The sequence below is a fragment of the Corynebacterium sp. HMSC077G07 genome (assembly GCF_001809225.1).
GTDB classification, from domain to species: Bacteria; Actinomycetota; Actinomycetes; order Mycobacteriales; family Mycobacteriaceae; genus Corynebacterium; species Corynebacterium jeikeium_D.
Map to the genome: position 1 here is coordinate 194,927 of NZ_KV796550.1, position 25,521 is coordinate 220,447.

Consider the following 25,521-nt stretch of genomic DNA (forward strand, 5'->3'; position numbering starts at 1 on the left):
TGCTTTACGACGGCCACGAGACCGCGGCGTAAGTAGCTGCCAGCGGTGACCTCGTGGGGGAAAGGAGTTATTGGTGAGCTATCGGTTTATTCGACATTCCCAATGGTAGCGCCCCCAATCGTAGCGATAACTTACGAAAAATCGAGAGGCGAGCATCACATCATCGGTGAGATGCTTTTGAAGGCGTACAAAACTAAATGTGACCTTAGTCACGTCCAATGTGGGAATTTGGGATAGTTCACTAGAAAAACCGCATAAAACCCGCGATTATGCGGGAAAATTGTTGGAATCTGTGGGGAAAAGTGTGGCTACCAGGGGTAACCAAAGAGGTTTGAGTCCGTCGTGAGATGTAAGGTGACTCACAATAAGATGAAAATAATGATTTGGGACTCAGCGGGATTGGAAGCTCAGCATGATCTTGAGCCTCCGGCAGTCCAATGGCTCGAGCCAAGTCAACGTTCAAATAAGTCAACGATTAAGCGCAGTGCGAGAAAGGAACGTCGGTGAGCGATAAGAACGCCCAAGCGTCCACCAACAACTCCGCAGTCCTGATTACTTCAGTGGACCGCGCAGACGATCTACAGGATGTCATTACGGCATTGTCTGAGGCACTGGGTGGGGCACGTTGCCTCCACACTGTCGGTGGGGCTCACGGCGCCACTGTGGATCAGGTTGTTGTGGATCCGGAATCCGCGCTTGACACCATCGTCAGTGCTGTTGAGGACGACCGCGCTGCTAACGAGGGGGCGGCTGTTCTGACCGGCTCCGGCAACCTCGATTTTGACTTCCGCATCGCCACCGTCGCCGGTGCCGGTGTCATCGTTGTCGCTGGTGGCGAGGGCTGTCACACAGAGGCCGCAAAGGCTCGCGTTCGTTTGGCGCTCAGCAGTGCAGCTCAGCGTCACAGCGAGGTACTCGCTGTTGTTCTCACAGGGGAGGAAGCAGTCGAGGCTGCTAAGACTCTCGATCTCGACGTTCCCGTTGTTGCCGTTGACGATGCTGAGGGGCTTCGCAAGGTCGTAAGCCGCGAGGTCACCGCAGTGATGACTCCACAGCGTTTCCAGTGGTGGCTGTTGCAGCGCGCCAAGACTGATAAGCGCCACATTGTGCTGCCAGAGGGGGATGATGACCGCATTCTTGAGGCCGCTGATTACCTCCTGCGCGAGGACATCTGTGAGCTTACTATCCTCGGTGACCCGGATGCTATGAAGGCGCGCGCCGCCGAACTTGGTTTTGACATCGACGCCGCCCATCTCTGGAACCCACAGACCTCCGAATATGTTGAGCAGTTCGCGGAACAGTTCGCAGAGATGCGCAAGGCCAAGGGGGTCACGCTGGAGCAGGCCCGTGAGACGATGCAGGACATCTCCTACTTTGCGACGATGATGATTCACAACGGGCTTGTCGACGGCATGGTGTCCGGTGCAGCCCACACAACTGCGCACACCATTCGTCCGTCCTTGCAAATCATTAAGACCAAGCCGTCGGCTTCCACGGTGTCGTCGCTGTTCCTCATGGTTATGGACAACTCGCTGTGGGGTTTTGCGGACTGTGCGGTGCTGCCGAAGCCGGCTCCGGAACAGCTGGGTGAAATCGCGGTGGTATCCGCCGAGACTGCAGCTTCCTTCGGTATCGACGCCCGCGTCGCCATGCTGAGCTACTCCACTGGAGCATCCGGCACAGGTGAGGATGTTGACCGTGTGAAGGCGGGTCTGGCCAAGGCCAAGGAGCTGGCCCCGGACCTCGCTGTCGATGGTCCGCTGCAGTTCGATGCCGCTATTGACCCGTCTGTGGCTGCGAAGAAGATGCCGGATTCCTCCGTTGCGGGTAAGGCAACTGTTTTCGTGTTCCCGGATCTGGACGCCGGTAACATCGGTTACAAGATTGCCCAGCGCTGTGGTGGTGCATTGGCAATCGGCCCGATTCTGCAGGGCTTGAACAAGCCGGTCAACGACCTCTCTCGTGGCGCCACGGTGCCGGACATCATCAACACGGTTGCAATTACCGCTATTCAGGCTGGAGGAAACTAATTATTATGTCCCGTCACGTACTTGTTTTGAACTCCGGTTCCTCCTCTATCAAGTTTCAGCTGGTAGATCCAGAGAAGGACTCAACGCAGCCGCCGTATGTCTCCGGTCTGGTGGAGCGCATTGGTGAAGAAGACGGCATTATTAATCTGAAGTTCTCCGGACAGAAGATTGAAATCACTGAGCCTATCGCTGACCATGCCAGTGGCCTTGACCGCGCGTTCGAGCTGATGGATGAGCACGGTGTTGGTCCGGAGTCGGTGGATATTGCCGCCGTCGGTCACCGCGTCGTTCACGGTGGTCGCCTGTTCTCTGGACCGGAGCTGATTACCGACGAGATCGTGGGCATGATCCGCGACCTTATTCCGCTGGCGCCGCTGCACAACCCGGCCAATATTGTAGGCATCGAAGAGTCTCGCAAGCTGCTTCCGGACGTGCCTCACGTCGCCGTCTTCGACACTGGTTTCTTCCACACCATGCCGCCAGCTGCTGCTCTGTACCCGCTAAATGCAGAGGTCGCATCGAAGTTTGATATCCGTCGTTACGGCTTCCACGGCACCTCGCATGAGTTTGTTTCCAAGCAGGTGCCGGACCTTCTGAATAAGCCGGCAGAGGAAATCAACCAGATTACGCTGCACCTGGGTAACGGTGCGTCGTGTGCGGCTATCCGAGGTGGCCAGGCGGTGGATACCTCGATGGGGCTGACTCCGCTGGCTGGTCTGATGATGGGCACTCGTACCGGTGACATTGACCCGGGCGTCATCTTCCACCTCTACCGCAACGGCATGAGCATCGATGAGATCGACAATCTGTGCAACCGCCAGTCTGGTTTGAAGGGTGTCTCTGGTGTCAATGACTTCCGAGTCCTGCAGGAGCGCATGGATGACCACGACCCGGATGCTTGGGCTGCATACCAGATGTATGTTCACCAGCTGCGCCGCTACATCGGCTCGTACATGCTGATTCTCGGTCGTCTCGATGCCATCACCTTCACCGCCGGTGTCGGTGAGAACCACGTCGGTATCCGCCGTGATTCGATGGCTGAGCTTGAGAACTTCGGTATCAAAATTGATGACGAGCTCAACTCCCAGCCGAATGACGGCCCACGTCTGATTTCGGCGGATGACTCGAAGGTCAAGGTCTTCGTGGTACCGACCAATGAGGAACTGGCCATTGCCCGCTACGCAATGAGCTTCGTGGACTAGTTCTTTGGACCGGAACCCTGACGAGTAGGCAGGGTTGCGGTAACCCGTAATCGACGGCTGCCGTGTACCTCACCTGTTGAATCCGCGACTGTAACTCAACAAAAACTCAACAAAAATGAGCTCGCCCCCACTGTCCTCCAAACTGGAAGACTCTAGTGGGGCGAGCTCATTTTTCACCGCCGGGGCGACTGCGCCTATGCCTCAACAGGCTCAGTCACCCGGTCATCGTTTCAACGCATCAGCGCAGCTAACTACCAGATGTAGACGCCGTCGCCGACCTGCAGGGTATCGAAGTACTTCACAGCATCATCGTGGTTCAGGTGGATGCAGCCGTGGGACATCTGATTAACAGAGCCCTCGTGGAAAGCTTCGCCGTCGTTGGTGAAGTACACCGAGAACGGCATCGGGCCGTTGTAAGGACGGGACCACTCATCGCGGACCTTGCGGGTAACGCTCAGGTGGCCACGGGTGGTTTCGTAACCTGGCATACCGGAGGACATTGGCACCGGACCGTAGGTGATGTTGCCATTTTCCTGCAGCCAGGTCTTCTGGTTAGCCAGGTCAACGCATGCGCGGGCGTTCGGCGGGCACGGGTTGTTTGGCTCTGGGCGTGGTTCAGGGCGTGGCTTCTGCTCTGGCTGTGGAGCAGGGGCAGGCGCCGGCTCAGGCTGCGACGGCTCGTCCTGGCCCCCCAGCAAACCGAAAATCTCGTTGACAACGCGGGTGGCTTCGGCCTTCTGTGCGGCTGGCAACGGCAGGCTGTCGATGGCGCTCAGCAGCTGAGTTTTGACCTTGTCCGCCACCTGCTTGTTGTTTTCAGCGAACTTGAAGTTTTCATTAATCAGAGCGACGACCGAATCCGGCAGCTTCACCGAAGAGGAATCCAGTACCTCAGAGAGCTCAGGGGCAAGGTCGCCCGAATTCAGAGTCGAGATCTCCGGCAGCTTGAGGTCCCGAACACTCTGGCTAAGCGACTGCAGGTCTGGGGAAACCGGCAGGGCAACGGCAGTGCCGGACCCAATACCAAAGGCAGTGGTGAGGGCTGCAGCGCTGATAATTACGCGCTTAGCGCTGCGGAGAGAGGATTTCGAAGAGGCAAACATAGAGGATATCTTAAACCACGAAAGGCAATTCTCTCTTTATTCACCAATTCTGGGGTGGCGCTCAGGCCCACAACAGCATGTTTGACCAGGTTCGGTAAGGAGCTGTTAGAGAGCTAACGCCAAGTCCGTGGCCGAATGAGATTTGCGATATCCACCAAGTTGTAGCGGTGTCGCGGAAACTGCGAAGAGCGTGCCAGCATCCGTAAGTCTTTTTCCAATCCTTCACGCAGGCCGGCCACGGTAAAGGGCGCATCGAAAAGACCATTGGAGCTAGCTGCATGGTCGAGGTTCGAGCTGCGCAACCAGTTCAGCGCGGACGCCATCACGGCGATGCGTAGCTGTGGCATGCGCGGTTCATTCGTCGGCAGCTCCACCAGACGACGCGCAGCACGGCGAATTCTCGATTCAGTTAACTCGGAGGGCATCCCTGAGGTGAGCATCAGAATCGTCGTCAAACGTGCCATGCGATGGTGACGGGAGTTACCGGGTACGCGGTCAAGCTGGGAGATAGCCATTTCGTGTTGGCGCTCAGAGGCCAGCTGACGAGCTAGCCCGAAGGCGGAGGATACCGTCGTCGGGTTGGCCGCCCACACGACGGCGTAGAGACGCAGGGTGTTGAAACGAATGGTCTGAGGCGACAGGGACTCGCTGGCCCAGGCGGGGGAGAAGATCTCGGGCGTATCGGCAGCGACATTATCCAGCGCGCTGCTCAAGTTCGCGGCGGCGCGGGCGACAGCGGGCTCGAGGAGAGATGCGTTGGCGATGCCCAAGCGCTGTTGAATCAACTCGAGAGTCGCTGCCAGCGCCAACTTCGGGGCGGGCTCGCCGGGCAGCATCGTCAGCACGTGGTGGAACGAGGCGAGGGCATCGTTGAATTGGTCGAGAAGCAAATAAGTCACGCCCTCGTACCAGTGGTAACGCCAATCGCGCTGCAAACGTTCAGAGACATCGCGGAGGCTGTCGCGGGCCTCATCAATTAATCCGAGGTCCAGTTTCGCACGCACGATGCCCAGTGGAATTTCCACCGAAGAACCATACTCGGGTTCGGACAGAGCATTGGTCAGTGCCTCGATAAGTTCGTTGGGCTCCGTAAATGACGAGGCACTCAAGATGCGCGCACCCGGATCTGTCGGGTTAATCAGTGGTACAGGCAGCGCGAAGGTCACTTCTTGCGGAGTGATTTCCACGCCGCGGGTGATGCCGTCGACAAGCTGATCGGTGCGGAACACCAGGTGCTTGGTGCCGTACGTGGAACGCTGCGGCGAGAAATTCGACACCGCCTGCGGGAATTGCACGCCGTCGCGCACCGCCAGAATCTCGCGCAATACGCCGATGAGCTGCACACTCATCTCTTCGGCAGAACCGAAGCGAGCCTCCGGGTTCTCGTGGCAAGCGCGTAGTAGGAAGCGGTAGAGCGAGTAAAAACGGCGGAATAGAGGCTCTTCGACAGGTGAGGGTAGCCCCGGGTCGTAGACGCCGTTGGTCGCCGGCAACTTCAGAATCAGCGAGGCCAGCGTGCGGCCGACTGTGTAGATATCGCTGGCAATCGTTGGTCCCGTCGTGGCAATCTCCGGCGCCTGGAAACCGGGCGTGCCGTAGATATGGCCGTAGGCGCCGATGCCGGTGACCGCGCCAACGTCGATAAGCGTGACGTGGTCTTCGCTGAGCAGCACGTTGTCCGGCTTCAAATCGTTGTAGACAACGCCGCGCGAGTGCAGGTAATCCAGCGCGGGGAGCAGCTCCAGGATGTAGCCAATCGCCAGGTCACAGGGCATGACGCCGTCGGGGTAGCTCCGTCGCTGCTTGCGTAACGACGGGCCGCCGACGTACTCCATCACAATGAAGCCGGTGGCGCTGTTGGCGTCCGTCTCATCGATGAAGTTGATGATCTTCACAATTCCCGGATGCGAGATTTCCGCGAGGAACTCGCGTTCCGCCTGGACTACGGCGAAATCCTTCTCGTTTTTCGCTGCCATCATGCCCTTGAGCACGACCCAACGATCCGAGACATTGTGGTCAATCGCCAGGTAAATCCAGCCGAGCCCGCCGTGGGCAATCGGGCCTACGATCTCGTACTGATCCGCCACGATATCGCCGGCTTTCAGGCTCGGCGCCGGCTTATTCGTCGCTCGAATCTTCTCATCACTCATTACTGCATCGCGCGGATCCTGCGTTGTGATGTACGGCAGGTGCACCATGCCGTCGGCGACAGTGCGTCCGCGGTGTGCATTCGATCGCCTCCGGCGGAAGTCCTCCAACGCTTTCCGGTGCGAGGCCATCGACGGATCTGGCGTCTGGGCGCCGGGTTGGGTCGTCGCGCTTGACGACGAGCCCCCGCGCCCCAACAATTCGGCGATATCGAACTCTTCGTCATCGTCATCATCGTCCGCAAAAGGGTCGAAGGCGACAGCGGCAGTGCCGGGCTCTTGTTCGTCGTCTTCATCGGCGAATGGGTCGAAGGCGACGGCCTGAGTGGCAGCTGCCTCTGCCTCTGCGTGAGCATCCTCCTGGGGCTCCGGCGTGTACTGGGGATGCTGGGCTTGCTCGGATTGCTGGGCTTGTTCGGAGAACTGGTTTTCGTCGCTCATCGGTTATCCACCTCGCCTTCTGGAGCAGCTTCCGGTGTGGGGGAGATTCCAAGTATGTCTTCATCGTCGCCGTACTGTGGCGATGGCTGTGTACCGCTTGGCAGGAAGGGGCCGAACCAAGTGTCGTAGAGGGACTGCCAGGTGCCATCGCTGGCCATACGCTCCAGGGTCGCGTTGATTTGGCGAACTAGGCCTGGGTTCCCCTTGGATACACCGGCCGCGTAGCTTTCCTCGTTCAAGCCCCGCTGGACAATGGCGGTAGCCGGATCTTGGTCGTTGATACCAGCGAGGATGGTGTCATCGGCAACGACAATCTCTGCCTGGCTGTTTTGAAGTGAAATGAGGCAGTCCGACCAGTTACCGACCAACAGCAGCGTATTGTTCGGCGAGAGCCGTCGAATCAAATCCTCGGTAGTGGATCCCCGGGAAACGCAGATGCGACCGTCCTCGACGTCCTCGGGGGAAGCATCGCCACCCGGCGAAGAGACTAGAACTCCAGCTCGTGCTGTCAAATACGGTGTGGAGAACAGCACCCTTTCGCGCCGGGCATCGGTGACCGTCATAGTGCGCAAAACGACATCGACAGTGCCGTCTTCGAGTGCGGCAGTGCGTTCGTTGCTGTCGACGAACCGAAACTCGACAGCATCGGGATTGTCAAAGATGTCCCGGGCAATCTCTTGTGCCAGGGATACTTCAAACCCCGAGAGCTCTCCGCTGCTGAAGTCGCGGAAGCTGAGCAGGTTCAATGATTGGTCAACACCAACGATGATGCGGCCGCGCTGGTAAATCTCCGGGATTCGCTCTTCCGGTGTTTGGTCATCGGGGGCGAGTGTGGACAGATCTGGGGTGTTGGCTTCTGCCGCAGGCTTCCTCGAGGAGGCTTTGTCGTAGAACGCGCCCGGTGGCAGGGGGAAGTCACCGGTGGCCTCCAGGATTGTGCGCGAGTAGGGATCGTCGGCAAGCGAATCGGTCGCGCAGGCACTGACGGTGAGCCCGGCGATGGCGAGTGCACCAAGGACGGCCCCGCGCCGCCAACCGGCGAGACTGTGGAGCGACGGGGAGAACGAAACAATCATAGGTACTCCAGAAGCCGGTGTCGGAAGCCGAAAACAACCAGAACTGCCGCGATGACGGTCAGCGTAACCGTGGCGAGGGATAGTGCCGCGATAGCGCGACGGGATTGGTCGAGGTTCTCACGGGCGGTCAGGCGGGACTCGGCGATGGAATTCTGTAGCGACTCATCGACCTGGTTGAACGCAGTCGCCGACGAGCTGGCATTATCCACATCGGTCGCGATGCGAACCGCACCGGCGTAGTCGCCTGAACTCAAGTGCTCCATCATCAGGTTGTGGCCGGACTCCCAGCTGTAGATACCGTGGATAGCGGCTCTGACATCGTCGTCCGGCGCGTTGGTGTCCACTCTTTCCAGCTCGCCGACCAGGGTGCGCACCGACTGCGAGAAGGACTCCGCATCCGCGGGCTGACGGCGCACTAAGCCGAGGGTTTCGCTGGCGCGTAGCTGCTGGGCATCAATGCGTACTTGGGTTAGGGCATGAACGTCCGGGCGCTGCTCTCCGAAGAGGGAGTTAGACTGCCACGGCTGAGTGGTGGCGATTCCCACACCGACAAGTGCGATGGCCATCAGCATGGTTGCACCAAACAGGCCGACGTTGAATAGTCGACCGGTGCGGCGAGTCAGCCACCACTGTGTGATTAGCAGCATCAAAATTGCCGCTGCCAGGCCTGACATCGGGAAAAGAGGTGGCTTCGATAGTTCGCGCTGCTCCTCATTAGTCGTGGTACTGGTGCGTTCGTAGAGCGACTTTGCAGCTGGCAGAATCTGGACCTGCATCAAGTTTGAGGCAGAGGCGAGGTACGCGACACTGACGGGGTTGCCCTGGCGCGCATTCGCGCGAGCTGTCTCGACCATGCCGGTGTAGACCGGCAACAGTCGCTGTACAGTCGCGACATCCTTCATCTCTGGATCATCGACGTTTTCAATGCCCGTAGCTGCGCGGGTAGCGGACATGGATGCTTGTGCGATGACATCGTCGAAGTTGCTGACCAAGTCCTGGCTGCTGTTGAGTGTGCCGCGGGAAAAAGCGGTGTTGGCGGACGCATCGGCAATCGTCAGCGAGGCATAGAGATTCTGCGAGGCATTGGCCATCGGCTCGCTCAGTTGCGAAATTCGGGTGAGCTGCTGCTGGCGTTGCGAGGTTGTTTGCCACATGGATAGGCCGGCTGCCAGGATAGCGACGATGAGGATGAGGGCGACTATGGTCAATCGGCCCGGTGACGTTATCAAAAATGACGCTGACCGGCGCACATACGTGGCCGACGGGCCGAGCTTGTCATAGAGGCGCTCACCGAGAAAACGTGTCAATCTCCGGTTGCGCGGGCCAATCTCCAGGGCATCCACGCGCAGGTCTGTATCGCGCGGAGAGTCTGCCAGGGCTGTTGGGGTTGCGGCCGTTGCTGGGGCATTAGCCGAGGACTCTGTAGTGTCCAGAGCAGTTGATGGTGCCGCGCTCTCGGGAGCCGGGGTGGCGGCGGGAGTATCTTTCGATTCCTTTGCCGCCTGAGCCGCAGTGTGTATGTCTAAGCTTTCGCCACCGGGAGTGGTGCGACCGCTGAAACGAGTTCGGCGTGGAGCGCGATTCTTGCGGTGGAATGGGTTTCGGCTTTTGTCGTGGGCGCGGGAATGAGGCGCACTTGAAGTGGTTTCACCCATGTGCACGTGTCCTTCCGACGTGACCGAAGTCGCCTGCGACAATCTCTCCGCTCAGAGCAACGTTAGTTCCTTGCAAATCTTAGTCGCTCGGGCTTGTGACGGAAAACACAAGGGTATCTGGCGTAGGGTGGAGACATGCTTCAGGATGGAAATGGTTGGGCGGCCGGCCCCAACGGTACGCGCTGCTGGGGACGCTTCGGAGCTGCAGGGCTGCTGATTGTGAGCCCTCAGCGCACGGTGCTTATGCAGTATCGAGCTGACTGGACATCGTTCCCCCTAACGTGGGGTGTTCCTGGTGGGGCTTGTGATTCTCATGAGACTCCTGAGGCGACCGCGCTGCGTGAAACGGCTGAGGAAACTGGGCTGCTGGAGCATCAGCTTCGCATCCTCGACACGCAGGTCACCACCGGGCCCTTCCCGGCCGATCCGGACCGCCCCGAGCTCGCCGGCGGCTGGAAGTACCACACGGTCTACGCACTAGCTGCCGAAGAGCTGGAGACGAATCCGAACGAAGAGTCTCTAGAGCTGCGCTGGATTCCGCTTGACGACGTCGACAGCCTCGATCTGCTGCCGCCTTTTGTGGAATCGTGGCCCCGGGTGCGCGCGCACCTCGAGAAACTGCTGGAGGCCCTTGACTAGGTGTCGGCTTCGCACCTACCGGCGCTCTCTGCGTCGACTACTTGGAGTCGGCAACTGCTGCCGCGCCAGCGGCCAGCGCGGTGACGGTCAGGACAGACGGCCATGCGCCAATCTTCTTAGCCAGCGGGTGTGAGAGGCCGAAAGCGCCGAGGTAGGCGGCCACTAGGCCAGCGGCTCCCAGGGCGCCGGTCTTTGCGCTCCAGGTGCGTGCTGCGTATGCGCCGGCGGCACCCAAGATGGCGCCACCGAGCGGACGAATGCCTGTTTCGCGAGCGGTGAGCCAGCCGCCGATGAGGCCAGTGGCCACGAGCGGAGCGGTCTTTACGTCTTTTGCCTTCTTCAAAGTAATAGCCATAAGCATCATCGTACCTAGTAAGAAGGGCTTGGCGGCGCGCTTTTAGAACGGCTCCTGGCGGCGCTGGTGCTCCTCAACATAGCTTTCCGAGTGCTCCGCCAGCTTCAGTAGCGAGGGCAGTGCCTTAATGAGCGCACGAACGTCCTTTTGCGACATTGTCCGCACAATTTCGTACACCAGCGCACCCCAGTGGTCGATAAGTTGCTCCAGCAGCGTCTCGCCATCGCTGGAGACATAGAGGTTCTGCGCACGGCGATCCTTTGCATTGTTCTCGCGTTCAATCAGTCCGTTGTCGAGTAGACGGCGAACTGTTGCCGAAACGTTGGACGGGCGCAGGAAACGCAGGCGTGCAATGTCGGATACGCCGCAGCCCGGGTGGGTTGAAATAAAGTGCAGTACTTCCATTTCCGACTGGGAAATGTCCATCCTGGCATTCGGGCGCTCACCGAGGCGGCGAGTCGACGCAAGGAAGTCATACAGGCCGATGGAAATCTTCTGCACGCTTTCGCGCAGGGATTCATCGGACTCAGTCGAGTCATCCGCGGTGGGGAAGCCGCTCGCTGGCTCCGGGGTAGTGGTGCGCTGAGGGGAGCGTGCAGAAGTCATGATCTTCCTTCCCGACGTAATGAATTGATGTTCTGAATAAACACCTTATATCGTCGAAATAACTTTCTGTGGTGAAAATTTGTAGATTGAACAAAAAGTTAGACTCATAAGTGTTGTGCGGGTGCTTTATCGCCCATTTCTGCCCCTGATTTTAGGGGCTGGCAGCAAAGACTCCGCTTTACGACGGCCCCAGCGACACCCCCTAGTAGGAACTAGGCCTACGCGCTTTTCCGCCCGTTTATCTACACTTCGTAATCCACAATCACCGGAGCATGGTCGGATGCGCCTTTGCCCTGACGCTCTTCGATGTCGATGAATCCGGCGGACGCCTTTGCCGCGAGGTCGGGGGAGGCGAGCTGGAAGTCGATGCGCATGCCCTCATCCTTGAAAAAGCGGCCAGCCTTGTAATCCCAGTAGGTCCACTGGTTTGGGGTGAATTGGCGAGTTACTTCCTTCATGCCCGCCTGCTCCAGCGCATAGAAAGCTGCGCGTTCAGGCGGTGTGACGTGTGTTTTCCCTGCGAAGGCTGCCATTGACCAGACATCGCCGTCGGTCGGGGCAATGTTGAAGTCGCCGCCCATCATGAAGGTGGCCTCCGGGTCGTCGTCAAGCGTGGCGATGATGTGCTGACGGAGCCGCTCCAGAAATTCGAGCTTGTACTCGAAGTGCGGGTCGGTGATGTCGCGGCCGTTCGGGATGTAGAGGCTATGGACGCGCACGCCACCGCAGGTAGCGGCGATATGGCGGGCCTCCAATGCGGGAGTTGCGTCGGGGTCCTTGTTGAAACCCGGCTGACCGGGGAACTCTGCCTGGATGTCCTCAAGGCCGACGCGGGAGATGATGGCAACGCCATTCCACTGATTCAGGCCGTGGTGGGCGACTTGGTATCCCAGCTCTTCAAAAGCAGCGGTGGGGAATTGGTCGTCCTTGCACTTGGTTTCCTGGACGGCCAGGACATCAATGTCATTCCGGCGCAGCATTTCCACCATTCGGTCGAGGCGAGTTCGAGCCGAATTGACGTTCCAGACACAGATTCGCATATCAACGATTGTAAAAGGGGAACGAAACGGCGGCCTCATGCGTTGAACAAAGCAGTGACAAAATAGGCGGACAAAAACGGATAAGGTGGGCGGAAGCCCGGTAGGAAAGGGAGTTTCGAGGTTGGCTAACTGGGACGATCGCCGTTACGGCGGCGAGTACAGTCCGACGGATTACCTGGGTAGTAGTGGCAGGAACGCTTATCGGGAACACGACGCATATGCGGCGTACGATGCGGCAATGCCGTATCAGGAAGTGCCATATCCGGTAGCAAACATTCCGGTCGGCTATGAAAGCGGGTACCCCGCTAGCTATGGGGTGTCTTCCTTCGGTGAGCTCAGTGCTAATCCCAAAGTCGCGCCGCTGACCGCTCAAATGGCAGTACACCTGGGCTTTGACCCCAATCTGGCCAATGGCTCAGTGGCACGTCGTGGTGGTGCGCTGTTGGTGGATTCTGTCATCTACACTGCATTGATTGCCTCCATTGCAGTTCTCACTAGCATCGTGGGGACATCGGACAGCGGCGTAATGGTGATGCTGATCAGCCTCTTCCTCGGTCCCGGTGGTTTTTACCTCTACCGCGTGGCGGGGGACTCCATCTTCGACGGGTCGCCGGGTAAACACGCCATGGGCATGAAAATCGAAGGTGCACACGGGATGCCAGTCTCAGCCCGCGATGGTTTTGTGCGCAATGCCTGGATTCTGCCGTCGATGATTCCGGTCGCCGGTTGGTTTGTCTCTGCGGGCCTGGCCGGCTGGATTGCAATGGCTGCCTCACGCGATCCGCTGGGGAGAGGTCGTCATGAACTCTCGGTCCACACCCGTGTGGTGGAAAAGCCGGAGACGCGCGAGCTGCCGCGTGGGCAGCGCCGCATGGGCAATCGCATGGGTAGCAAAGAGCAGCAGGGCAAGCAGCTGAAGCGGATTAAAAGGGTTAAGCGCGGGAAGTAGGGCAATCAGGGCGAGCAGCGCAGGGCCGAAACGTAACCCCCGGCCCCTAAGCCCCTGTCAGCTCCGCGTAGCGGTGCCGGTGGTGCTCGGTAAAACCGAGTGTCCGGTACAGCGCAATGCCAGCCTCATTTGAGCCCAATACCTGCAGATATGCAGAATCTGCCCCGTGTTGTGTGCCCCAGTGCATCATGTGAATTCCCAGTAGGGTGCCAAGTCCTCGGCGGCGCATATCGGCTGCGACTTCCACAGCGGAGAACCCGAGCCACACACGGCCGTCGTCCGATTCGGTCAGCGTGCCGCGCGTAATGGCTACCGTGCGTATGCCTTCAGGCGCATTGTTGTCAGGCACTTGCAGGCGTCCGAAGCACATGCGGCCATCAATTTCATTGCGCAGAAGCTGTAGTGCATGCTCGGGCAGCGTGGTACCGCGGAAATGGTAGAGCCCCAGCCAGTCGTCGTCAGGTTGATCAGCGATATCCACCTGCACGTCTGCAAGCTCGACGCTGTGCTCATCGAGCACCTGTACGGCGCTGTGCTCATCAAGCACCTGTACGGCGCTGTGCGATTCAGCTGCCAATTCAGCAGGCGGCAAATCCCCATCGAGTGAGCGCGTCATAACCACAATGTCCGGCCCGACCGTCCACTCCGGCCCCGCGACCAGCGCCTGTGCAGGTTTGGCGATTCTATCCGGAATCGCAATCCGCACCGGCAAATCGTGGGAATCGTAAAACGACTTAATCTTCTCCAACGGCACCGGCTGAGTGCTGGCTCCGGGTTCGAGCGGCAGCGCGGAGTTGGAACGCTCCGTAATGCCATCGCCGGCTCGCAGCAGCCAGCCCGACTCCACCACATGCGCGATACCCGGGAAGGCCTTCGCTGTCGCAGTTTCCACGGCGCGAATATCCGAATTGCGCACCGGATGATCCGGCAGGGCCTTCACAATCAAAATGTGCTTATCGCTAAAGTCCACCGCTGCCACGGATTCGTCGGCACGCACGCCAGCACGAACCTGCGGACGCACGACGAACGGATCCATGCTGAGCACATGCCCAATGACGTCCGTAGTCTTCTTGCCGCTGGCCAATGCTTCTTCATCGGTCAGCGCGTGCCGCACAATGACACGACGTCCCACCGCCACTTCACCGACGCCCCAGCGGGAAATCGGTAGCTTCTGTGCTGCATTTTCGCTTGCCGACGACTCCAATTGCCTATCCGCCACGATCTAATCCTCGTGGCCGAACGGATCCGGATCCACGCCCGGCATCCAGGTCAGGCCGCCCTCGGTCCAACCGGCGCGCTTGATTTCCTTCTTGGCCATGCGCTTCCAACGACCGGTGAGGCAATCGGTGTAGAGGAACCCATCCAGGTGGCCGACCTCGTGCTGCATGCAGCGGGCGAAGAAACCGGTGGCCTCGATGCGGACCTCTTCGCCGTTTTCATCCAGGCCGGTGACAACAGCCTTCTCCGCACGGTTGGTGGGGAAGGACAGGCCGGGCACAGAGAGGCAACCTTCGTCATCGGAGCCGTCGTCGTTAGGCATAGTCTTCGGGATTTCACTGGTGGTCAGCACCGGATTGATGACGCAGCCGCGGTGCCAGACATCGTCGTCATCGGGGCAGTTGTAGACGAACAGACGCTTGCCGACACCCACCTGGTTGGCAGCCAGCCCCACACCGTGGGCGCGGTCCATGGTTTCGTACATGTCCTCGATGAGCTCACGCAGCTCGGAGGCATCCTCGGTCACCGGCTGGGTAGGAGTGTGGAGAACGGGGTCTCCGGCAATCACAATGGGACGGATAGTCATGCCGCTGATTCTACTCGGCGTCCATGTTTTCTAAATCGCCTGGTGATGCCTGAGTTGTGTCAGGGAGTTGTAGGTGGGGCGTAGGTGAGGCTGGGTGGCTAGATCTGACGATGTATCTTCACTAAGTATCTGCATAGACAGTGTCGTGCAGAATAGAGGATCAGGGCGAGCGAGAAGGAAAGCGGGGTGCGGAAAGTGGTGAACAAGAAGCCCATAGGTGGCAGCCACGAACCTGAGGCCGAGCGGCGGCTTGACTCATCCGAGCATCTCGGACTCGTGGGTGATACCAGCGGCATTGAACCCGTTTTGGCTCAGAAAATGCTGGATTTTGAGAAAGAATGGCTGAAAGTTGCCCGCCGTGGACCGCGTATGGCCGGTGCGCGGCAGGAGGCAATTCGGCGTCGCTTTGCCGAGGACTTTGGAAACAACACAATCCGCTACCACCAGGTACTTTCGCGACTTCTCGACTCTCCAGCAGCCGAAGCAGCCGAACCCGTGTTGGTTCATCGGCTGCGCGCCGTGCGGGACAACCACGACGCATAAGGTTCAAGTTTCACTTCACGGTTCGGCGGCAGAACATATAGGATGTGGGATGTGTCTGACCAACTAAACCCTCAGAATTCGCCGCGTCCGGGCCGTCATCGACTCGATGACGACTACGACGACTTCGATGAGTACAGCGATTACGCGGAGGCTCCCGCCGCTGGCGGCGCTCACGCGTACTCCGAGCCGTCGGATGCTCAACACGCAGCTCCCAGATCTGCGGCCTCGGCCGCTGGCGCAGCCGCTGCTGGTGCTACCGCTGCCGCCACTACCGGTGCTGGCTCTCGGGCTGCTGCTAGCAATTCCGCAGCTGCTGATGGTGCTGATGACGGCGACATCGGCGACGGTGCCGGTGATGGCCGCTACATGCGCGTTCTCGCTATCGTGCTGCTCGCTATCGGCGTGTGCCTGGTCGCCTACGGTGCCTACGCACTCAGCACGCGTGGCGACGATGCTGAGAACACCGGCCAGAATGACACCTCGGCATCCGCTCCGGCTGACTCTGGTGCGCCTGCTGACTCGGCCAACGGCAGTGATCCGGCAAAGGATGGTGCTGCTGGAGATGGTGACGGCGAGGTCCTGCCACCGCCGGCAAACGAGCCAGGCAAACCGGTTCCTCCCGCGGAGAATCCGCCGGCACAGGATGAGGCCAACGAAGCGCCACAGATTGACCGCAAGACTGTCAAGGTCAGTGTCCTGAACAACTCTGAGGTCGTGGGCCTTGCCGATGACCTGTCCAAGCAGATGGGCGAGCAGGGCTGGGGTGTCGGCGAGACCGGCAACGCTCCTGAAGAGAAGATGGGTGTGTGGGAGAAGACCACCGTCTACTTCGACCCGAGGAACGAAGAGGAAAAGGCCGCTGCTGAGCAGATCGCGCACGACAACGGTTGGGAAGCCGCACCTCGCGATGACCGTCTCCGGGACGCTCCGGCGGGAATCGTCGTGGTCGCCACTGACCCGGCTCACTAGACTCCCGGCCCACCGAACTTCGGTCTCTCACTAAGGTCTGCGGCCTAAGCGTCAAGACCTGCCACCGTGGTACGAAGCCCTCCCATAGCTTCCCAAGCCCCGCGTAAGCCACACATTTCATGGCTTAGGCGGGGCTTTTGCATATTTTGCAGTCTCAAACAGATCACGGCTGAAAAAGGGGTACTAGTATTCTGCTAGTAGCCAGTGAGGTCTGTGAGGTTTTTATGTTCGCCGTAATGCGTCGTCGCGTTGCTGTCGCCACCGCGTTGGGTTGTGCTGCAACACTGTTGGTTTCCTGCTCAGGGGTTGAATCCAGCAGTGACAAAGACGGGAACGCGGACGCGTCGTCAAGCACTGCGCCAGTGAGCGTAGATCCGGCTGCACCGAAGCTGACCGAGCGAGTCAGCGCCTATAACTTCATCCGCACAAACGACGACGGATCAATGAAAATGCTGGCAACTGTACAGGTCATGAGTGCCAAGGGGTGGATGGGTCTTTCCGACGAAAAAGGTCAGTTCACTACCTTGGATAAGGGTAAGTACACAGTGCAGGCGCGCGGTGCATCTGGCTGCAGTGGCATAGGCAGTCCCGCAGCTGAGGGGTTAGGTGTCATCGGCGAAGTGCACGTCGATGACAAACGGAATGCAGATGTCTGGAACGTTCCGTCCAAGGTGGATGAAGACAGTTTCACCACAGTTGCGCTTGTCGATTCCAACGGTGACCTTGCCTCCTGCGCAAAAACCGTCACCTGGACGGAGCCAACTGAGGAAAACGACTCCTAGTGTGAAAAAATAGCGGTATGACTGAGCAATTTTCCGGATCGGCGCAGCCATCTCTGGGAGTGGAATGGGAAGTGGCGTTCGTTGACCGACGAACGCGCGACACCGCCCCCGCTGCCGCCGAGGTGCTCGACATCATCGATGCGGAGCATCCCGGACATGGGCTCCAGCGCGAGTTCCTCGCCAACACTGTAGAGCTCGTCACCGGTGTGCACATGAACGTGCCCGATGCCGTAGCGGAGCTCCAAAGCCAGCTGGATATGGTTCTCGACGCCGCTGACCGCGTTGGGGTGGATGTGTGGTCATCGGGCTCGCATCCGTTCGCCCGCGGTACTGCTCAGCAGGTCAGTGCCAAGGGGCACTACTCCGAAATCATCAACCGCACTCAGTGGTGGGGGAACCAGATGATTATCTGGGGAGTCCACGTCCACGTAGGCATTAAAGACTCCGAACGCGTTTGGCCGATTATTCAGGCTCTGGCAACGAAGCTGCCGCACATGTTGGCGCTGTCTGCCTCCTCACCGGCCTGGAACGGCGAGGACATGGGTTACGCTTCCAACCGAAGCCTGCTCTACCAGCAGCTTCCCACCGCGGGTCAGCCGCCGGCGATTTACACGTGGCCCGAGTGGGAGTCCTACATGCACGACCAGTCCCGCTCCGGCGTCATCAATCACACCGGCTCGATGCACTTGGACATTCGCCCGGCATCAAAGTACGGCACCATTGAGATTCGTGTCGCTGACGCTACCTCTAACCTGCAGGAACTCGCCGCTATCGTGGCATTGACGCACTGCCTGACGGTTTACTACGACCGCATGTGGGAGGCTGGCGAGGAACTACCGTCACTGCAGTCCTGGCACATCGCCGAAAACAAGTGGCGCGCCGCTCGCTACGGGATGGACGCGTTGGTCATCGTCAATCGCGATACCGACGAGCGGTGGGTTCGCGATGAACTCCGTGAGCTTGTGGTTCAGCTCGCCCCGCTTGCCGACGAACTGGGCTGCCGAGCCGAACTGGAATTCGTCAACAACATCGTGGAAATGGGCGCGGCATACGAGCGTCAGCGCACTGTGGCGGATGCGGCCGGGGCGCTGCCTTCCATGGCTACCGAGGACGACGTACGAGCGAACGAAGAGCGCATTGGCCACACCCCGTGGCGGGCCGCTGTGGATCTTGCAGTGCAGGAACTGCGCGCCGGGCATCCGATAGCGCCTGCAGATTTCCACGAGCAGGTGAGCGACTAGCCGTCGTTAAGCGGTGTGTGCCTAGACAAAAATAGTGACTAGGCTTATAGCACTTTTGAGGTGCATAAACCTAGTCACTTTGTCATAAACCCAGTCAGTGACTTAAGGCCATTGTCCTCTCGTTATTCCCGGCTGTCATCGCGGGCCACGCTGTCCTCGTCGACGAGCCTCTCCTTGAACGCCTCGTGGCCAACGCGGTTACTAACAATCGGCGATGTACCCAGAGCAAACAGGATAATCAGGGTCAACAGAGCCAAGTCACTGCTAGTAGTTGTGTGAGCTGACGCGTGCGTGGCGACGTGTACAAGCGAGCCCGACAGCGTCAAAATTAGCCCCAGTGTTTGTGGCTTGGAGGATGCGTGCATCCGACTGATGGTGTCGCGGAAGCGTATCAATCCCACGGACGCTGCAACGCACAGTAGCATTCCGGTGAGAATCAGTGTGATGGCGATAATGTCTGCCACGAGAATCATTTGGATTCTCCCTTCGCTGTTTTCGGAGCCGTTGTCGGTGTTGCCTTAGGCGCCGCTTTCTGTGCGGTTTTCTTTGTGGCGACCTTTCCGGTTGCTTTCGTCGCACCCTTCCGGGAGCTCTTTGCGGGCTGCTTTCCGTCATCCGGAACACGGAACTTGGCGACCGCCAGCGAAGACAGGAAACCGAGCAGCGCAATGATGAGCATTGGGTAGACCACCGAAGTGTCCAAGCTCCAGGCCATGAACGCAGCGAGCATGCCCTGCAGCATTGCAGTCGTCGACTCCAGCGCCACCAGGCGGTCCAGCGAGTTTGGACCGGCAATCATGTGCCCGAGGGTAATCATCACCGCAATGAAATAGCCTGCGGCAGCCACTCCGAGCAGAGTGTTAAAAACTTCCGGGTTCATCGGCTACTCCTTTCGCTGCTCTTGTCACTGCTCACCTGGTTGTCACTTGGCACCGACTTGGTCGGTTGCTCGTTGACATCGCGGTTTTCAAACGCCCGAATAACCCGACGCTCGATTCGAGTCAGCTGGTTGATTTGCTCGGCTACCTTGCTCGTCGACGACGCGTCGAGAATGTGCATGGTCAGCGTCTTTTCCCGCTTGTCGATGTCCACGATGATTCCGCCCGGCTGCAAGTTAATCAGTGCCATTGCAGTCGTGAGCGAAATATCGTCATTGGTGCGCATAGGGACCTTGATGATGGCCGTCGGTGGTGGATCAGCTCGTCGGATGGCCAGCCAGGAGACACTGATTGAGGCCTTCACAAAGTCGATTGTCCAGGAACCGAACAGTCGCACCATGCCACCGAAGTTGATGTCCAGCGCGCTGTTTGGCGGGATAGGCATGGCGAGGTTGAGCAACGTGGCTACCAGGATTCCCGAAAGCACATTGGCAAATGTCACCTCGCCCCACAGCATGACCCAAATAATCACTGTGAATAAGAAGAGCAGGATTGAAATACGTGGTGGTCGCTTTGCAGCCACCTTGGCGCGCGCTTTACTCATCAGCTTTCACCTGCTCCTTCCAGCGTGCTGGTGGCACGTTCGGTCGCTGAATCCGACTTCCATGGGCTCTTGGTGCGGCCTGGGTTTTCCAGCTGCTCCAGGCCCTTGTCATCGGCCGAGTCGATACCGAGGACCGCTGCGCGGTACTCATCAACATTCGCGACGTTGCTTGCCGCTTCGGTAGCCACATTGGACAGTGGCCCGGCCAGAACGGTAACCCCCACAGAGGCAATCACCAGCAGGGCCGTCGGCATCACCATGCCGAGTGGCATCTTGCCGACGTCGTCACGCTCTGCGATAGCAACCATCTGAGTCCTTTCCCGGAGCGCGGCTGGCTGCGCAAGTACGGTGTCGCCCTCGGGGGCGTCGGAACGGTCGCGCCAGAAGGCCTTCGACCAGACGAGAATCATGGTGTAGAGGGTCAGCAGGCTGGTGATGATAGATCCCGCAACCAGAATCCATGCGGTGGCGGATCCGTTCTGTGCGCCGGCCTCGATGAGCATGACCTTGCCCAGGAAGCCTGAGAACGGTGGGATACCACCGAGGTTGAGCGCGGGCACGAGGTATAGCAACGCCAGCAGCGGCGACGTCTTGGCCAGGCTACCGAGGCTGCGCAGGGAGGACGAGCCCGCCTGGCGCTCGATAAGCCCGACCACCAGGAACAATGCCGTCTGCACCAGAATGTGGTGGACGATGTAGAAAATCGCGCCGCCGAGTCCCAGCGTATTGCCGACGGCAATACCGAAGATCATGTATCCGATGTGGGATACCAGCGTAAAAGACAAGAGACGTTTAATGTCATTTTGGGCCATGGCACCGAGAATGCCCATGAGCATTGTCGCTAGGCCAGCCCACATCAGGACGTCGTCAAGCCTGCCGTCTGGGAAAACGACACTGCGCGTGCGGATGATCGCGTAGACACCCACCTTCGTCAGCAGCCCCGCGAAGACCGCGGTAACCATCGACGGTGCGGTGGGGTAGGAGTCTGGCAACCACGCCGACAGCGGGAACACCGCCGCCTTCACTGCGAAGGCGACGAGCAGCACTGCGAAGATCGCGGTGCGGGTGCCATCGGGGATGTCCTCCATGCGCAGGGAAATGTGTGCGAAGTTCACCGTGCCGACCGCTTGATAAACCAGGCCAATCGCCAGCAGGAACACCATCGAGGACAACATGTTGACCATCACATACGACACGCCTGCGCGAATGCGTGACGACGATGCCCCCAGCGTGAGCAACACGTAGGAGGCTACGAGCAGAACCTCGAAGCCGACGTACATGTTGAACAGATCGCCGGCCAGGAAGGCCATGGAGACGCCCATGTTGAGCAGCATGTACGTCGGAACGAAGACGGAGATCGGCTCATCTTCGTCACCATCGCTAATACCCTGGCCGATGCCGAACCACATCACGGCAAAGAGGACCAGCTGAGAGACGGTGATCATCAACACTGCGAGGTTGTCGGCTACGAGCGTGATGCCGATTGGTGCGTCCCAGCCGCCCACCTGGACCGTGTGGACGCCGTGCGCGTAGATGAGATACACCAAGGCGCTGGCGACTCCCAGCAGGCTGCCGAGCGAGATTAGCGCGATCGCCTGCTGTGCTTTGGGAAAACGTGCCAGCAGCAGAGCAATTGCGGCGGTGGCGGCGGGGACGATGATAGGCAGCGGAATTAGTGCCAGAATTATTTGCTCAGTCGTCATCGTCGTCACCTCCTGGGGAGTTTGATGGCGGGGTCACGGGCTTTTCGAAACTGGCCGGACCGAAGCTATCGCCGGCCTCTGTGGGACGACCGGTGGTGGGATCGTCGGACTTGTCGTGGTCCGGAGCAGCTGATGGGTCGCTGGCCCGACGCATTGCCAGGCTGCGGTCCTCGTGGTCATCTTGCACGTGATCGCCGATGCGGTAGCGGTGCTGGCGATAGAGCAGAGCCAACAGGAATGCGGTCATGCCCATGGAAATAACAATTGCGGTGAGGATAAAGGCCTGGGGCAGTGAGTCTGCCTGAGCATCGCTGACCAGCGATTCCCTATCCCAAATTGGTGGCCGTCCCGGCGAACCAGAGCCAAGCAGGATGAGCAGGTTGATACCGTTGCCCATCAGCAACAGTCCCATGAGCATCCTGGTCAACGAACGATCGAGGAACAGGTACACCCCTGTAGCAATCAGCGTGCCGACAGTTGCTAACAGAACAAAATTGAGAATCACGGGTGTGTGTCCTTTCCTTCGGTCCTAGCTGGGGCTGTCGGTTCTGAAGCCTCTGAGGTGGCTGTGTTGGCAGAGTCTGCGGGTTTAGTGCCGGCAGGTTTAACGCTTGCGGGATTAGCGCCTGCGGACTTAACACCTGCGGGCTTAGCCGCCGCCAACTTGCTACGCAGCTGGCGGGACTGGCCGAGTGCGGCTCGATTCACACGACGTGAACGATCACGCTCAGCGCGAAGGTTTATCTGAGCATCGATGCCGCCGCCCAAACTGCGCAGGATGTAGACAATCGTGCCAACGACAATCATGTACACACCCAGGTCAAAGAGCATAGGGGAGACAACGGTGACGTCGCCGAGCAGCGGAATTTCCCGCGAGCCGTACCAGGAAGTCAGCGGAGCCCAACCCACGAACAGTGGCCATACGGCGCTAAGAGCCGACACCAGCAGACCGCCGCCGAGAAGTACCTCGGTAGGAATTGGCAGAGTTGCTGCCAGTTCACGATGCCCACCGATGAGATAACGCATGGTCAGTGCCAGCGCAGCCACGAGGCCACCTGCGAAGCCACCACCGACATCGTTGTGGCCGGCGAAGAAGAGGTAGATGGAAACCACCATCATGGCGGGGAAGAGCGCGCGCGATGCCACCAGAACCATGATTGGGTAGCGCAACCGCTCGGCTTCACCGGACTCATCGATGGTGTTCAACCAGCGGGTGTTGCGGCGAGCACGATTCCGCTGTGGCTTAATCTTTGAGCGCATGTGCATCGTGTGCGTGCGGAATACCAGCGAGGTAATCCCCAGCGCCACCATCACCAGCACGGTGATTTCACCGAAGGTATCCCAGGCGCGGATATCGACAAGAAGTACGTTGACCGCATTCTGGCCGTGCCCAATGTCGTGAGCCAGCGGCGGAATGTCGCCGGAGATTGGCTCAGTACGACGGGAGCCCATAGCGTAGGCGGCCAACACTGGGACAGTGACACCGACTGCGATGGCCAGCCATGCACGGTGTCGTATCCACCTCGGATTTGATGCCGGTGCCCGCGGCGAGAGCGTGCGCAGCACCAACACGAAAACAATCATTGAGACCGTCTCAACCAGCAGCTGCGTCAGAGCCAAATCAGGTGCACCGTACATGGCGAAGATAATGGCCAAGCCGTAGCCGGTCACACCTACCAGGATGACACCGGAGAGCCTGTTTTTCTGTTGGGTGGCGGCCAAAGCCGCGATGATCATAATCAACGCGACCGCGCCCTGCGGTGCAGAGTCCCACAGTTCCATCCGGAGCTCATCACGCTCACCGAGCAACAAGGCACCGATGGACAGCACGATGAGGGTCAGCAAAATGACCGCCTCATTCAACGGAAGGGAACCACGCTGGGTCGCAGCAGTGGCACGGAGAGAAAGACGGCGGGCCAAGTCCAGGATGCCGTCGTAAAGCGCATCGGCACTACCGAGAGCCGGCTGTTCAAACTGTAGCTGACGCACCAGTTTGCGCTGCCAGTGCATGATGCCACCTGTGATCAGAATTGTGGCTGTCAGCGCCAGAGGAAGGGTGAAACCGTGCCAGAGAGCCAGGTGCGATTCTGCTTCCGCATTCGGGTAGGCATTGGTGAGGTAGGGCGAGATAGTCGAGTCGAGGACGCGGGGAACCAGGCCGAAAACCAAACCTGCCAGCGCCAACAGCCAAGCCGGGCCAATCTGATCCCACGTCGGGGAATCCATCTCTGCCACGGCAGGGGAAGTGCCACCGCCGCTGGCGTGGGTGCTGGACTTGGTCGCAAACGCGGCGCGCAGCAGGTACAGCGAGTACGCTACGGTCAGAATCGAACCCACGACGAGGCCAATGGTGGTAAACACCGACGGCATCCCATGCAGCGGATCAGCATTGAGCGTGGCCTCCAGCGCAGCTTCCTTGGCGACGAAGCCGAAGAACGGCGGCACACCCATCATCGATGCAGCGGCGAGAATCGAAATCACCAGCAACTGCGGCGACTTTCTACCGAGCCCAGAGAGCTCACGGATATCGCGCGTACCAGTCAGCCTGTCAATTGTGCCCGCGACCATAAACAGCGCGGCCTTGAACATGGCATGGCCGAGCGTCAGTGCCAGGGCTGCCAGCATCGTCGCACGCGTGCCTATCGACGCGACTGTGATGATGAATCCCAACTGGCTGACAGTGCCATACGCCATAATCAGCTTGAGATCCTTCTGGCGCAGGGCCATCCAGCCGGCCATGATCATGGTCAAGAGGCCGAGCGGGATGATGATTGGCTGCCACGCGTTGGTGTCATTGAAGGTCGGCGCGAGCCGGGCAACCAGGAACACACCGGCTTTGACCATCGCTGCCGAATGCAGGAAGGAAGAAACCGGGGTAGGGGCGGCCATTGCACCGGGTAGCCAGAAGTGGAAGGGCGCGATAGCGGACTTCGACAGCGCACCAACGACCAGCAGGATTGCGGCCGTGGATACTGCCGTGGAGTCCAGCTGTGCCGCTGTCAGAGCGCCAGGCGCGGTGAGTTCGGAGAAGTTCCAGAAACCGGTGGTCACTCCCATCAGAACGATACCGACCAGCATGATGAGGCCACCCAGCGTCGTGACCAGGAGCGCCTGGCCTGCTGCGCGACGGGAGGAGGCGCGCTCGGCGTAGTAGCCCACCAGGAGGAAGGACAGAACCGAGGTAATTTCCCAGAAGACGAACATCAGCATGATGCTGTCGCTGATGACCAGGCCGTACATCGCCGCAGCGAAGGCGATCATTTGGGCTGCGAAGGAACCTACGCGGCGACGTTTGCCGAGTGGCGGGTTGATGAAGTAACCGGAGCAGTACACCAGTACGAGAAAGCCGATGGTCAAAACCAGCGTGCCGAAGAGCGATTCAATAGGACCTAATCGCAGGTTTACATCCAAGTGGATAATGGGCATCCACGAAAAATGCGTGACGGCGGGTTGCGTGAGTGCGGAAGTTTCCCCGTTGCCATTGTCTAGAGCTAAGCGAACGAGATGGGTGCCGGTGTAGATGGCACCGCCTGCCAGCGGGAGGCTGAGTACGAGGAACCCGCGGGTTCCGAGCCACTTAATCGTCCATGGTGCAAGCGCTGCCGTAACGAACAGGATGCACAGGAGAGAAGTCACTATTCCATAATGATTGGAACACGCCAGTTCATGCAACCCCGTTTTAGGGACTTAAGCATTTGAAGCGGTGTTAACCGAGTGTGTGAAAACGGTCAATTGTTTCTGGGAAAGTGAAAAT

The 25,521-nt window shown here is 59.2% G+C and carries 23 protein-coding genes; 8 read left to right on the forward strand and 15 right to left on the reverse strand.

The genetic code is table 11. The features are described 5' to 3' along the window. Positions 1-704: 704 nt before the first annotated feature. Positions 705-2,030 (forward strand): phosphate acetyltransferase, encoded by a 1,326-nt coding sequence (gene pta / locus HMPREF2562_RS10510; protein ID WP_224783755.1) that lies wholly within the window; start codon positions 705-707, stop codon positions 2,028-2,030. A 5-nt stretch (positions 2,031-2,035) separates the two neighbouring features. After that, on the forward strand, positions 2,036-3,232 hold the full coding sequence (locus HMPREF2562_RS10515) for an acetate kinase (RefSeq protein ID WP_049193781.1): 1,197 nt from the start codon (positions 2,036-2,038) through the stop codon (positions 3,230-3,232). Positions 3,233-3,483: 251 nt separating this feature from the next. On the opposite strand, the gene HMPREF2562_RS10520 is transcribed toward HMPREF2562_RS10515, so the two are convergent. The 4 genes from HMPREF2562_RS10520 to HMPREF2562_RS10535 all read right to left on the reverse strand — a co-directional run bounded on the left by HMPREF2562_RS10520 (position 3,484) and on the right by HMPREF2562_RS10535 (position 9,654). After that, positions 3,484-4,335, reverse strand: coding sequence for a L,D-transpeptidase (locus tag HMPREF2562_RS10520; RefSeq protein ID WP_070429383.1), 852 nt, complete (start codon positions 4,333-4,335; stop codon positions 3,484-3,486). 113 nt (positions 4,336-4,448) lie between these two features. Next, entirely contained in the window at positions 4,449-6,923 is a 2,475-nt protein-coding gene (locus HMPREF2562_RS10525) for a serine/threonine protein kinase (RefSeq protein WP_070429382.1), read from the reverse strand. Continuing rightward, on the reverse strand, positions 6,920-7,999 hold the full coding sequence (locus HMPREF2562_RS10530; RefSeq protein WP_070429381.1) for a glutamate ABC transporter substrate-binding protein: 1,080 nt from the start codon (positions 7,997-7,999) through the stop codon (positions 6,920-6,922). The genes HMPREF2562_RS10525 and HMPREF2562_RS10530 overlap by 4 nt, the downstream gene beginning before the upstream one ends. Continuing rightward, complete coding sequence (locus tag HMPREF2562_RS10535) at positions 7,996-9,654, reverse strand: hypothetical protein (protein WP_070429380.1); 1,659 nt, start codon at positions 9,652-9,654, stop codon at positions 7,996-7,998. Before HMPREF2562_RS10535 ends, HMPREF2562_RS10530 begins: the two co-directional genes overlap by 4 nt. Positions 9,655-9,789: 135 nt before the next feature. Here HMPREF2562_RS10535 and HMPREF2562_RS10540 point away from each other — a divergent pair, with 135 nt between their 5' ends. After that, the gene (locus HMPREF2562_RS10540) at positions 9,790-10,293 is read left to right on the forward strand and encodes an NUDIX domain-containing protein (protein ID WP_049189483.1); all 504 of its coding nucleotides are present in this window, start codon (positions 9,790-9,792) and stop codon (positions 10,291-10,293) included. A gap of 37 nt (positions 10,294-10,330) precedes the next feature. Here HMPREF2562_RS10540 and HMPREF2562_RS10545 read toward each other — a convergent pair whose 3' ends face one another. The 3 genes from HMPREF2562_RS10545 to HMPREF2562_RS10555 form a co-directional block, all read right to left on the reverse strand. Beyond that, on the reverse strand, positions 10,331-10,648 hold the full coding sequence (locus HMPREF2562_RS10545) for a hypothetical protein (RefSeq protein ID WP_210384456.1): 318 nt from the start codon (positions 10,646-10,648) through the stop codon (positions 10,331-10,333). A gap of 42 nt (positions 10,649-10,690) precedes the next feature. Further along, entirely contained in the window at positions 10,691-11,254 is a 564-nt protein-coding gene (locus tag HMPREF2562_RS10550) for a MarR family winged helix-turn-helix transcriptional regulator (protein ID WP_016421518.1), read from the reverse strand. A gap of 242 nt (positions 11,255-11,496) precedes the next feature. Beyond that, positions 11,497-12,294: an exodeoxyribonuclease III gene (locus tag HMPREF2562_RS10555; protein ID WP_038626705.1), complete on the reverse strand. Its 798-nt coding sequence runs from the start codon at positions 12,292-12,294 to the stop codon at positions 11,497-11,499. 121 nt (positions 12,295-12,415) lie between these two features. Here HMPREF2562_RS10555 and HMPREF2562_RS10560 point away from each other — a divergent pair, with 121 nt between their 5' ends. Continuing rightward, complete coding sequence (locus tag HMPREF2562_RS10560; protein ID WP_222865185.1) at positions 12,416-13,243, forward strand: RDD family protein; 828 nt, start codon at positions 12,416-12,418, stop codon at positions 13,241-13,243. Between the two features lie 46 nt (positions 13,244-13,289). On the opposite strand, the gene HMPREF2562_RS10565 is transcribed toward HMPREF2562_RS10560, so the two are convergent. Next, positions 13,290-14,462, reverse strand: coding sequence for an N-acetylglutamate synthase, CG3035 family (locus HMPREF2562_RS10565; protein WP_049193790.1), 1,173 nt, complete (start codon positions 14,460-14,462; stop codon positions 13,290-13,292). A gap of 3 nt (positions 14,463-14,465) precedes the next feature. Next, positions 14,466-15,047, reverse strand: coding sequence for a peptide deformylase (locus HMPREF2562_RS10570; RefSeq protein ID WP_070429378.1), 582 nt, complete (start codon positions 15,045-15,047; stop codon positions 14,466-14,468). Positions 15,048-15,242: 195 nt separating this feature from the next. Here HMPREF2562_RS10570 and HMPREF2562_RS10575 point away from each other — a divergent pair, with 195 nt between their 5' ends. From HMPREF2562_RS10575 to HMPREF2562_RS10590, 4 genes are all read left to right on the forward strand, one after another. Continuing rightward, complete coding sequence (locus tag HMPREF2562_RS10575) at positions 15,243-15,590, forward strand: DUF3263 domain-containing protein (RefSeq protein ID WP_224783754.1); 348 nt, start codon at positions 15,243-15,245, stop codon at positions 15,588-15,590. A gap of 42 nt (positions 15,591-15,632) precedes the next feature. Next, entirely contained in the window at positions 15,633-16,559 is a 927-nt protein-coding gene (locus tag HMPREF2562_RS10580) for a LytR C-terminal domain-containing protein (protein WP_222865233.1), read from the forward strand. 224 nt (positions 16,560-16,783) lie between these two features. Next, on the forward strand, positions 16,784-17,341 hold the full coding sequence (locus tag HMPREF2562_RS10585; RefSeq protein ID WP_070549995.1) for a hypothetical protein: 558 nt from the start codon (positions 16,784-16,786) through the stop codon (positions 17,339-17,341). A 17-nt stretch (positions 17,342-17,358) separates the two neighbouring features. Next, positions 17,359-18,582, forward strand: coding sequence for a glutamate--cysteine ligase (locus HMPREF2562_RS10590; protein WP_069358946.1), 1,224 nt, complete (start codon positions 17,359-17,361; stop codon positions 18,580-18,582). A 122-nt stretch (positions 18,583-18,704) separates the two neighbouring features. Here HMPREF2562_RS10590 and HMPREF2562_RS10595 read toward each other — a convergent pair whose 3' ends face one another. From HMPREF2562_RS10595 to HMPREF2562_RS10620, 6 genes are read right to left on the reverse strand one after another with little or no spacing between them, the layout of a single operon-like run. Further along, positions 18,705-19,055 (reverse strand): monovalent cation/H(+) antiporter subunit G, encoded by a 351-nt coding sequence (locus HMPREF2562_RS10595; protein ID WP_069358945.1) that lies wholly within the window; start codon positions 19,053-19,055, stop codon positions 18,705-18,707. After that, a complete protein-coding gene (locus HMPREF2562_RS10600) occupies positions 19,052-19,462 on the reverse strand; it encodes a monovalent cation/H+ antiporter complex subunit F (RefSeq protein WP_069358944.1) in 411 nt (136 codons plus the stop codon). Before HMPREF2562_RS10600 ends, HMPREF2562_RS10595 begins: the two co-directional genes overlap by 4 nt. Beyond that, positions 19,459-20,064 carry a Na+/H+ antiporter subunit E gene (locus tag HMPREF2562_RS10605; RefSeq protein ID WP_070429375.1) on the reverse strand — a complete coding sequence of 202 codons (606 nt, stop codon included), beginning with the start codon at positions 20,062-20,064 and terminating at the stop codon, positions 19,459-19,461. The genes HMPREF2562_RS10600 and HMPREF2562_RS10605 overlap by 4 nt, the downstream gene beginning before the upstream one ends. Further along, on the reverse strand, positions 20,064-21,767 hold the full coding sequence (locus tag HMPREF2562_RS10610; protein ID WP_049193797.1) for a Na+/H+ antiporter subunit D: 1,704 nt from the start codon (positions 21,765-21,767) through the stop codon (positions 20,064-20,066). Before HMPREF2562_RS10610 ends, HMPREF2562_RS10605 begins: the two co-directional genes overlap by 1 nt. Then, positions 21,757-22,272 (reverse strand): Na(+)/H(+) antiporter subunit C, encoded by a 516-nt coding sequence (locus HMPREF2562_RS10615; RefSeq protein WP_048760372.1) that lies wholly within the window; start codon positions 22,270-22,272, stop codon positions 21,757-21,759. The genes HMPREF2562_RS10610 and HMPREF2562_RS10615 overlap by 11 nt, the downstream gene beginning before the upstream one ends. Then, positions 22,269-25,406, reverse strand: coding sequence for a Na+/H+ antiporter subunit A (locus tag HMPREF2562_RS10620; protein ID WP_083276335.1), 3,138 nt, complete (start codon positions 25,404-25,406; stop codon positions 22,269-22,271). Before HMPREF2562_RS10620 ends, HMPREF2562_RS10615 begins: the two co-directional genes overlap by 4 nt. Positions 25,407-25,521 lie beyond the last annotated feature (115 nt).

Coding starts and splice junctions, on each gene's coding strand:
- HMPREF2562_RS10555 (WP_038626705.1), bottom strand. CDS start 12,294: ATGCGAATCTGTGTCTGGAACGTCAATTCGGCTCGAACTCGCCTCGAC.
- HMPREF2562_RS10580 (WP_222865233.1), top strand. CDS start 15,633: ATGTGGGATGTGTCTGACCAACTAAACCCTCAGAATTCGCCGCGTCCG.
- HMPREF2562_RS10540 (WP_049189483.1), top strand. CDS start 9,790: ATGCTTCAGGATGGAAATGGTTGGGCGGCCGGCCCCAACGGTACGCGC.
- HMPREF2562_RS10595 (WP_069358945.1), bottom strand. CDS start 19,055: ATGATTCTCGTGGCAGACATTATCGCCATCACACTGATTCTCACCGGA.
- HMPREF2562_RS10545 (WP_210384456.1), bottom strand. CDS start 10,648: ATGGCTATTACTTTGAAGAAGGCAAAAGACGTAAAGACCGCTCCGCTC.
- HMPREF2562_RS10515 (WP_049193781.1), top strand. CDS start 2,036: ATGTCCCGTCACGTACTTGTTTTGAACTCCGGTTCCTCCTCTATCAAG.
- HMPREF2562_RS10610 (WP_049193797.1), bottom strand. CDS start 21,767: ATGACGACTGAGCAAATAATTCTGGCACTAATTCCGCTGCCTATCATC.
- HMPREF2562_RS10590 (WP_069358946.1), top strand. CDS start 17,359: ATGACTGAGCAATTTTCCGGATCGGCGCAGCCATCTCTGGGAGTGGAA.
- HMPREF2562_RS10525 (WP_070429382.1), bottom strand. CDS start 6,923: ATGAGCGACGAAAACCAGTTCTCCGAACAAGCCCAGCAATCCGAGCAA.
- HMPREF2562_RS10530 (WP_070429381.1), bottom strand. CDS start 7,999: ATGATTGTTTCGTTCTCCCCGTCGCTCCACAGTCTCGCCGGTTGGCGG.
- HMPREF2562_RS10600 (WP_069358944.1), bottom strand. CDS start 19,462: ATGAACCCGGAAGTTTTTAACACTCTGCTCGGAGTGGCTGCCGCAGGC.
- HMPREF2562_RS10605 (WP_070429375.1), bottom strand. CDS start 20,064: ATGAGTAAAGCGCGCGCCAAGGTGGCTGCAAAGCGACCACCACGTATT.
- HMPREF2562_RS10520 (WP_070429383.1), bottom strand. CDS start 4,335: ATGTTTGCCTCTTCGAAATCCTCTCTCCGCAGCGCTAAGCGCGTAATT.
- HMPREF2562_RS10570 (WP_070429378.1), bottom strand. CDS start 15,047: ATGACTATCCGTCCCATTGTGATTGCCGGAGACCCCGTTCTCCACACT.
- HMPREF2562_RS10535 (WP_070429380.1), bottom strand. CDS start 9,654: ATGGGTGAAACCACTTCAAGTGCGCCTCATTCCCGCGCCCACGACAAA.
- HMPREF2562_RS10550 (WP_016421518.1), bottom strand. CDS start 11,254: ATGACTTCTGCACGCTCCCCTCAGCGCACCACTACCCCGGAGCCAGCG.
- HMPREF2562_RS10585 (WP_070549995.1), top strand. CDS start 16,784: ATGTTCGCCGTAATGCGTCGTCGCGTTGCTGTCGCCACCGCGTTGGGT.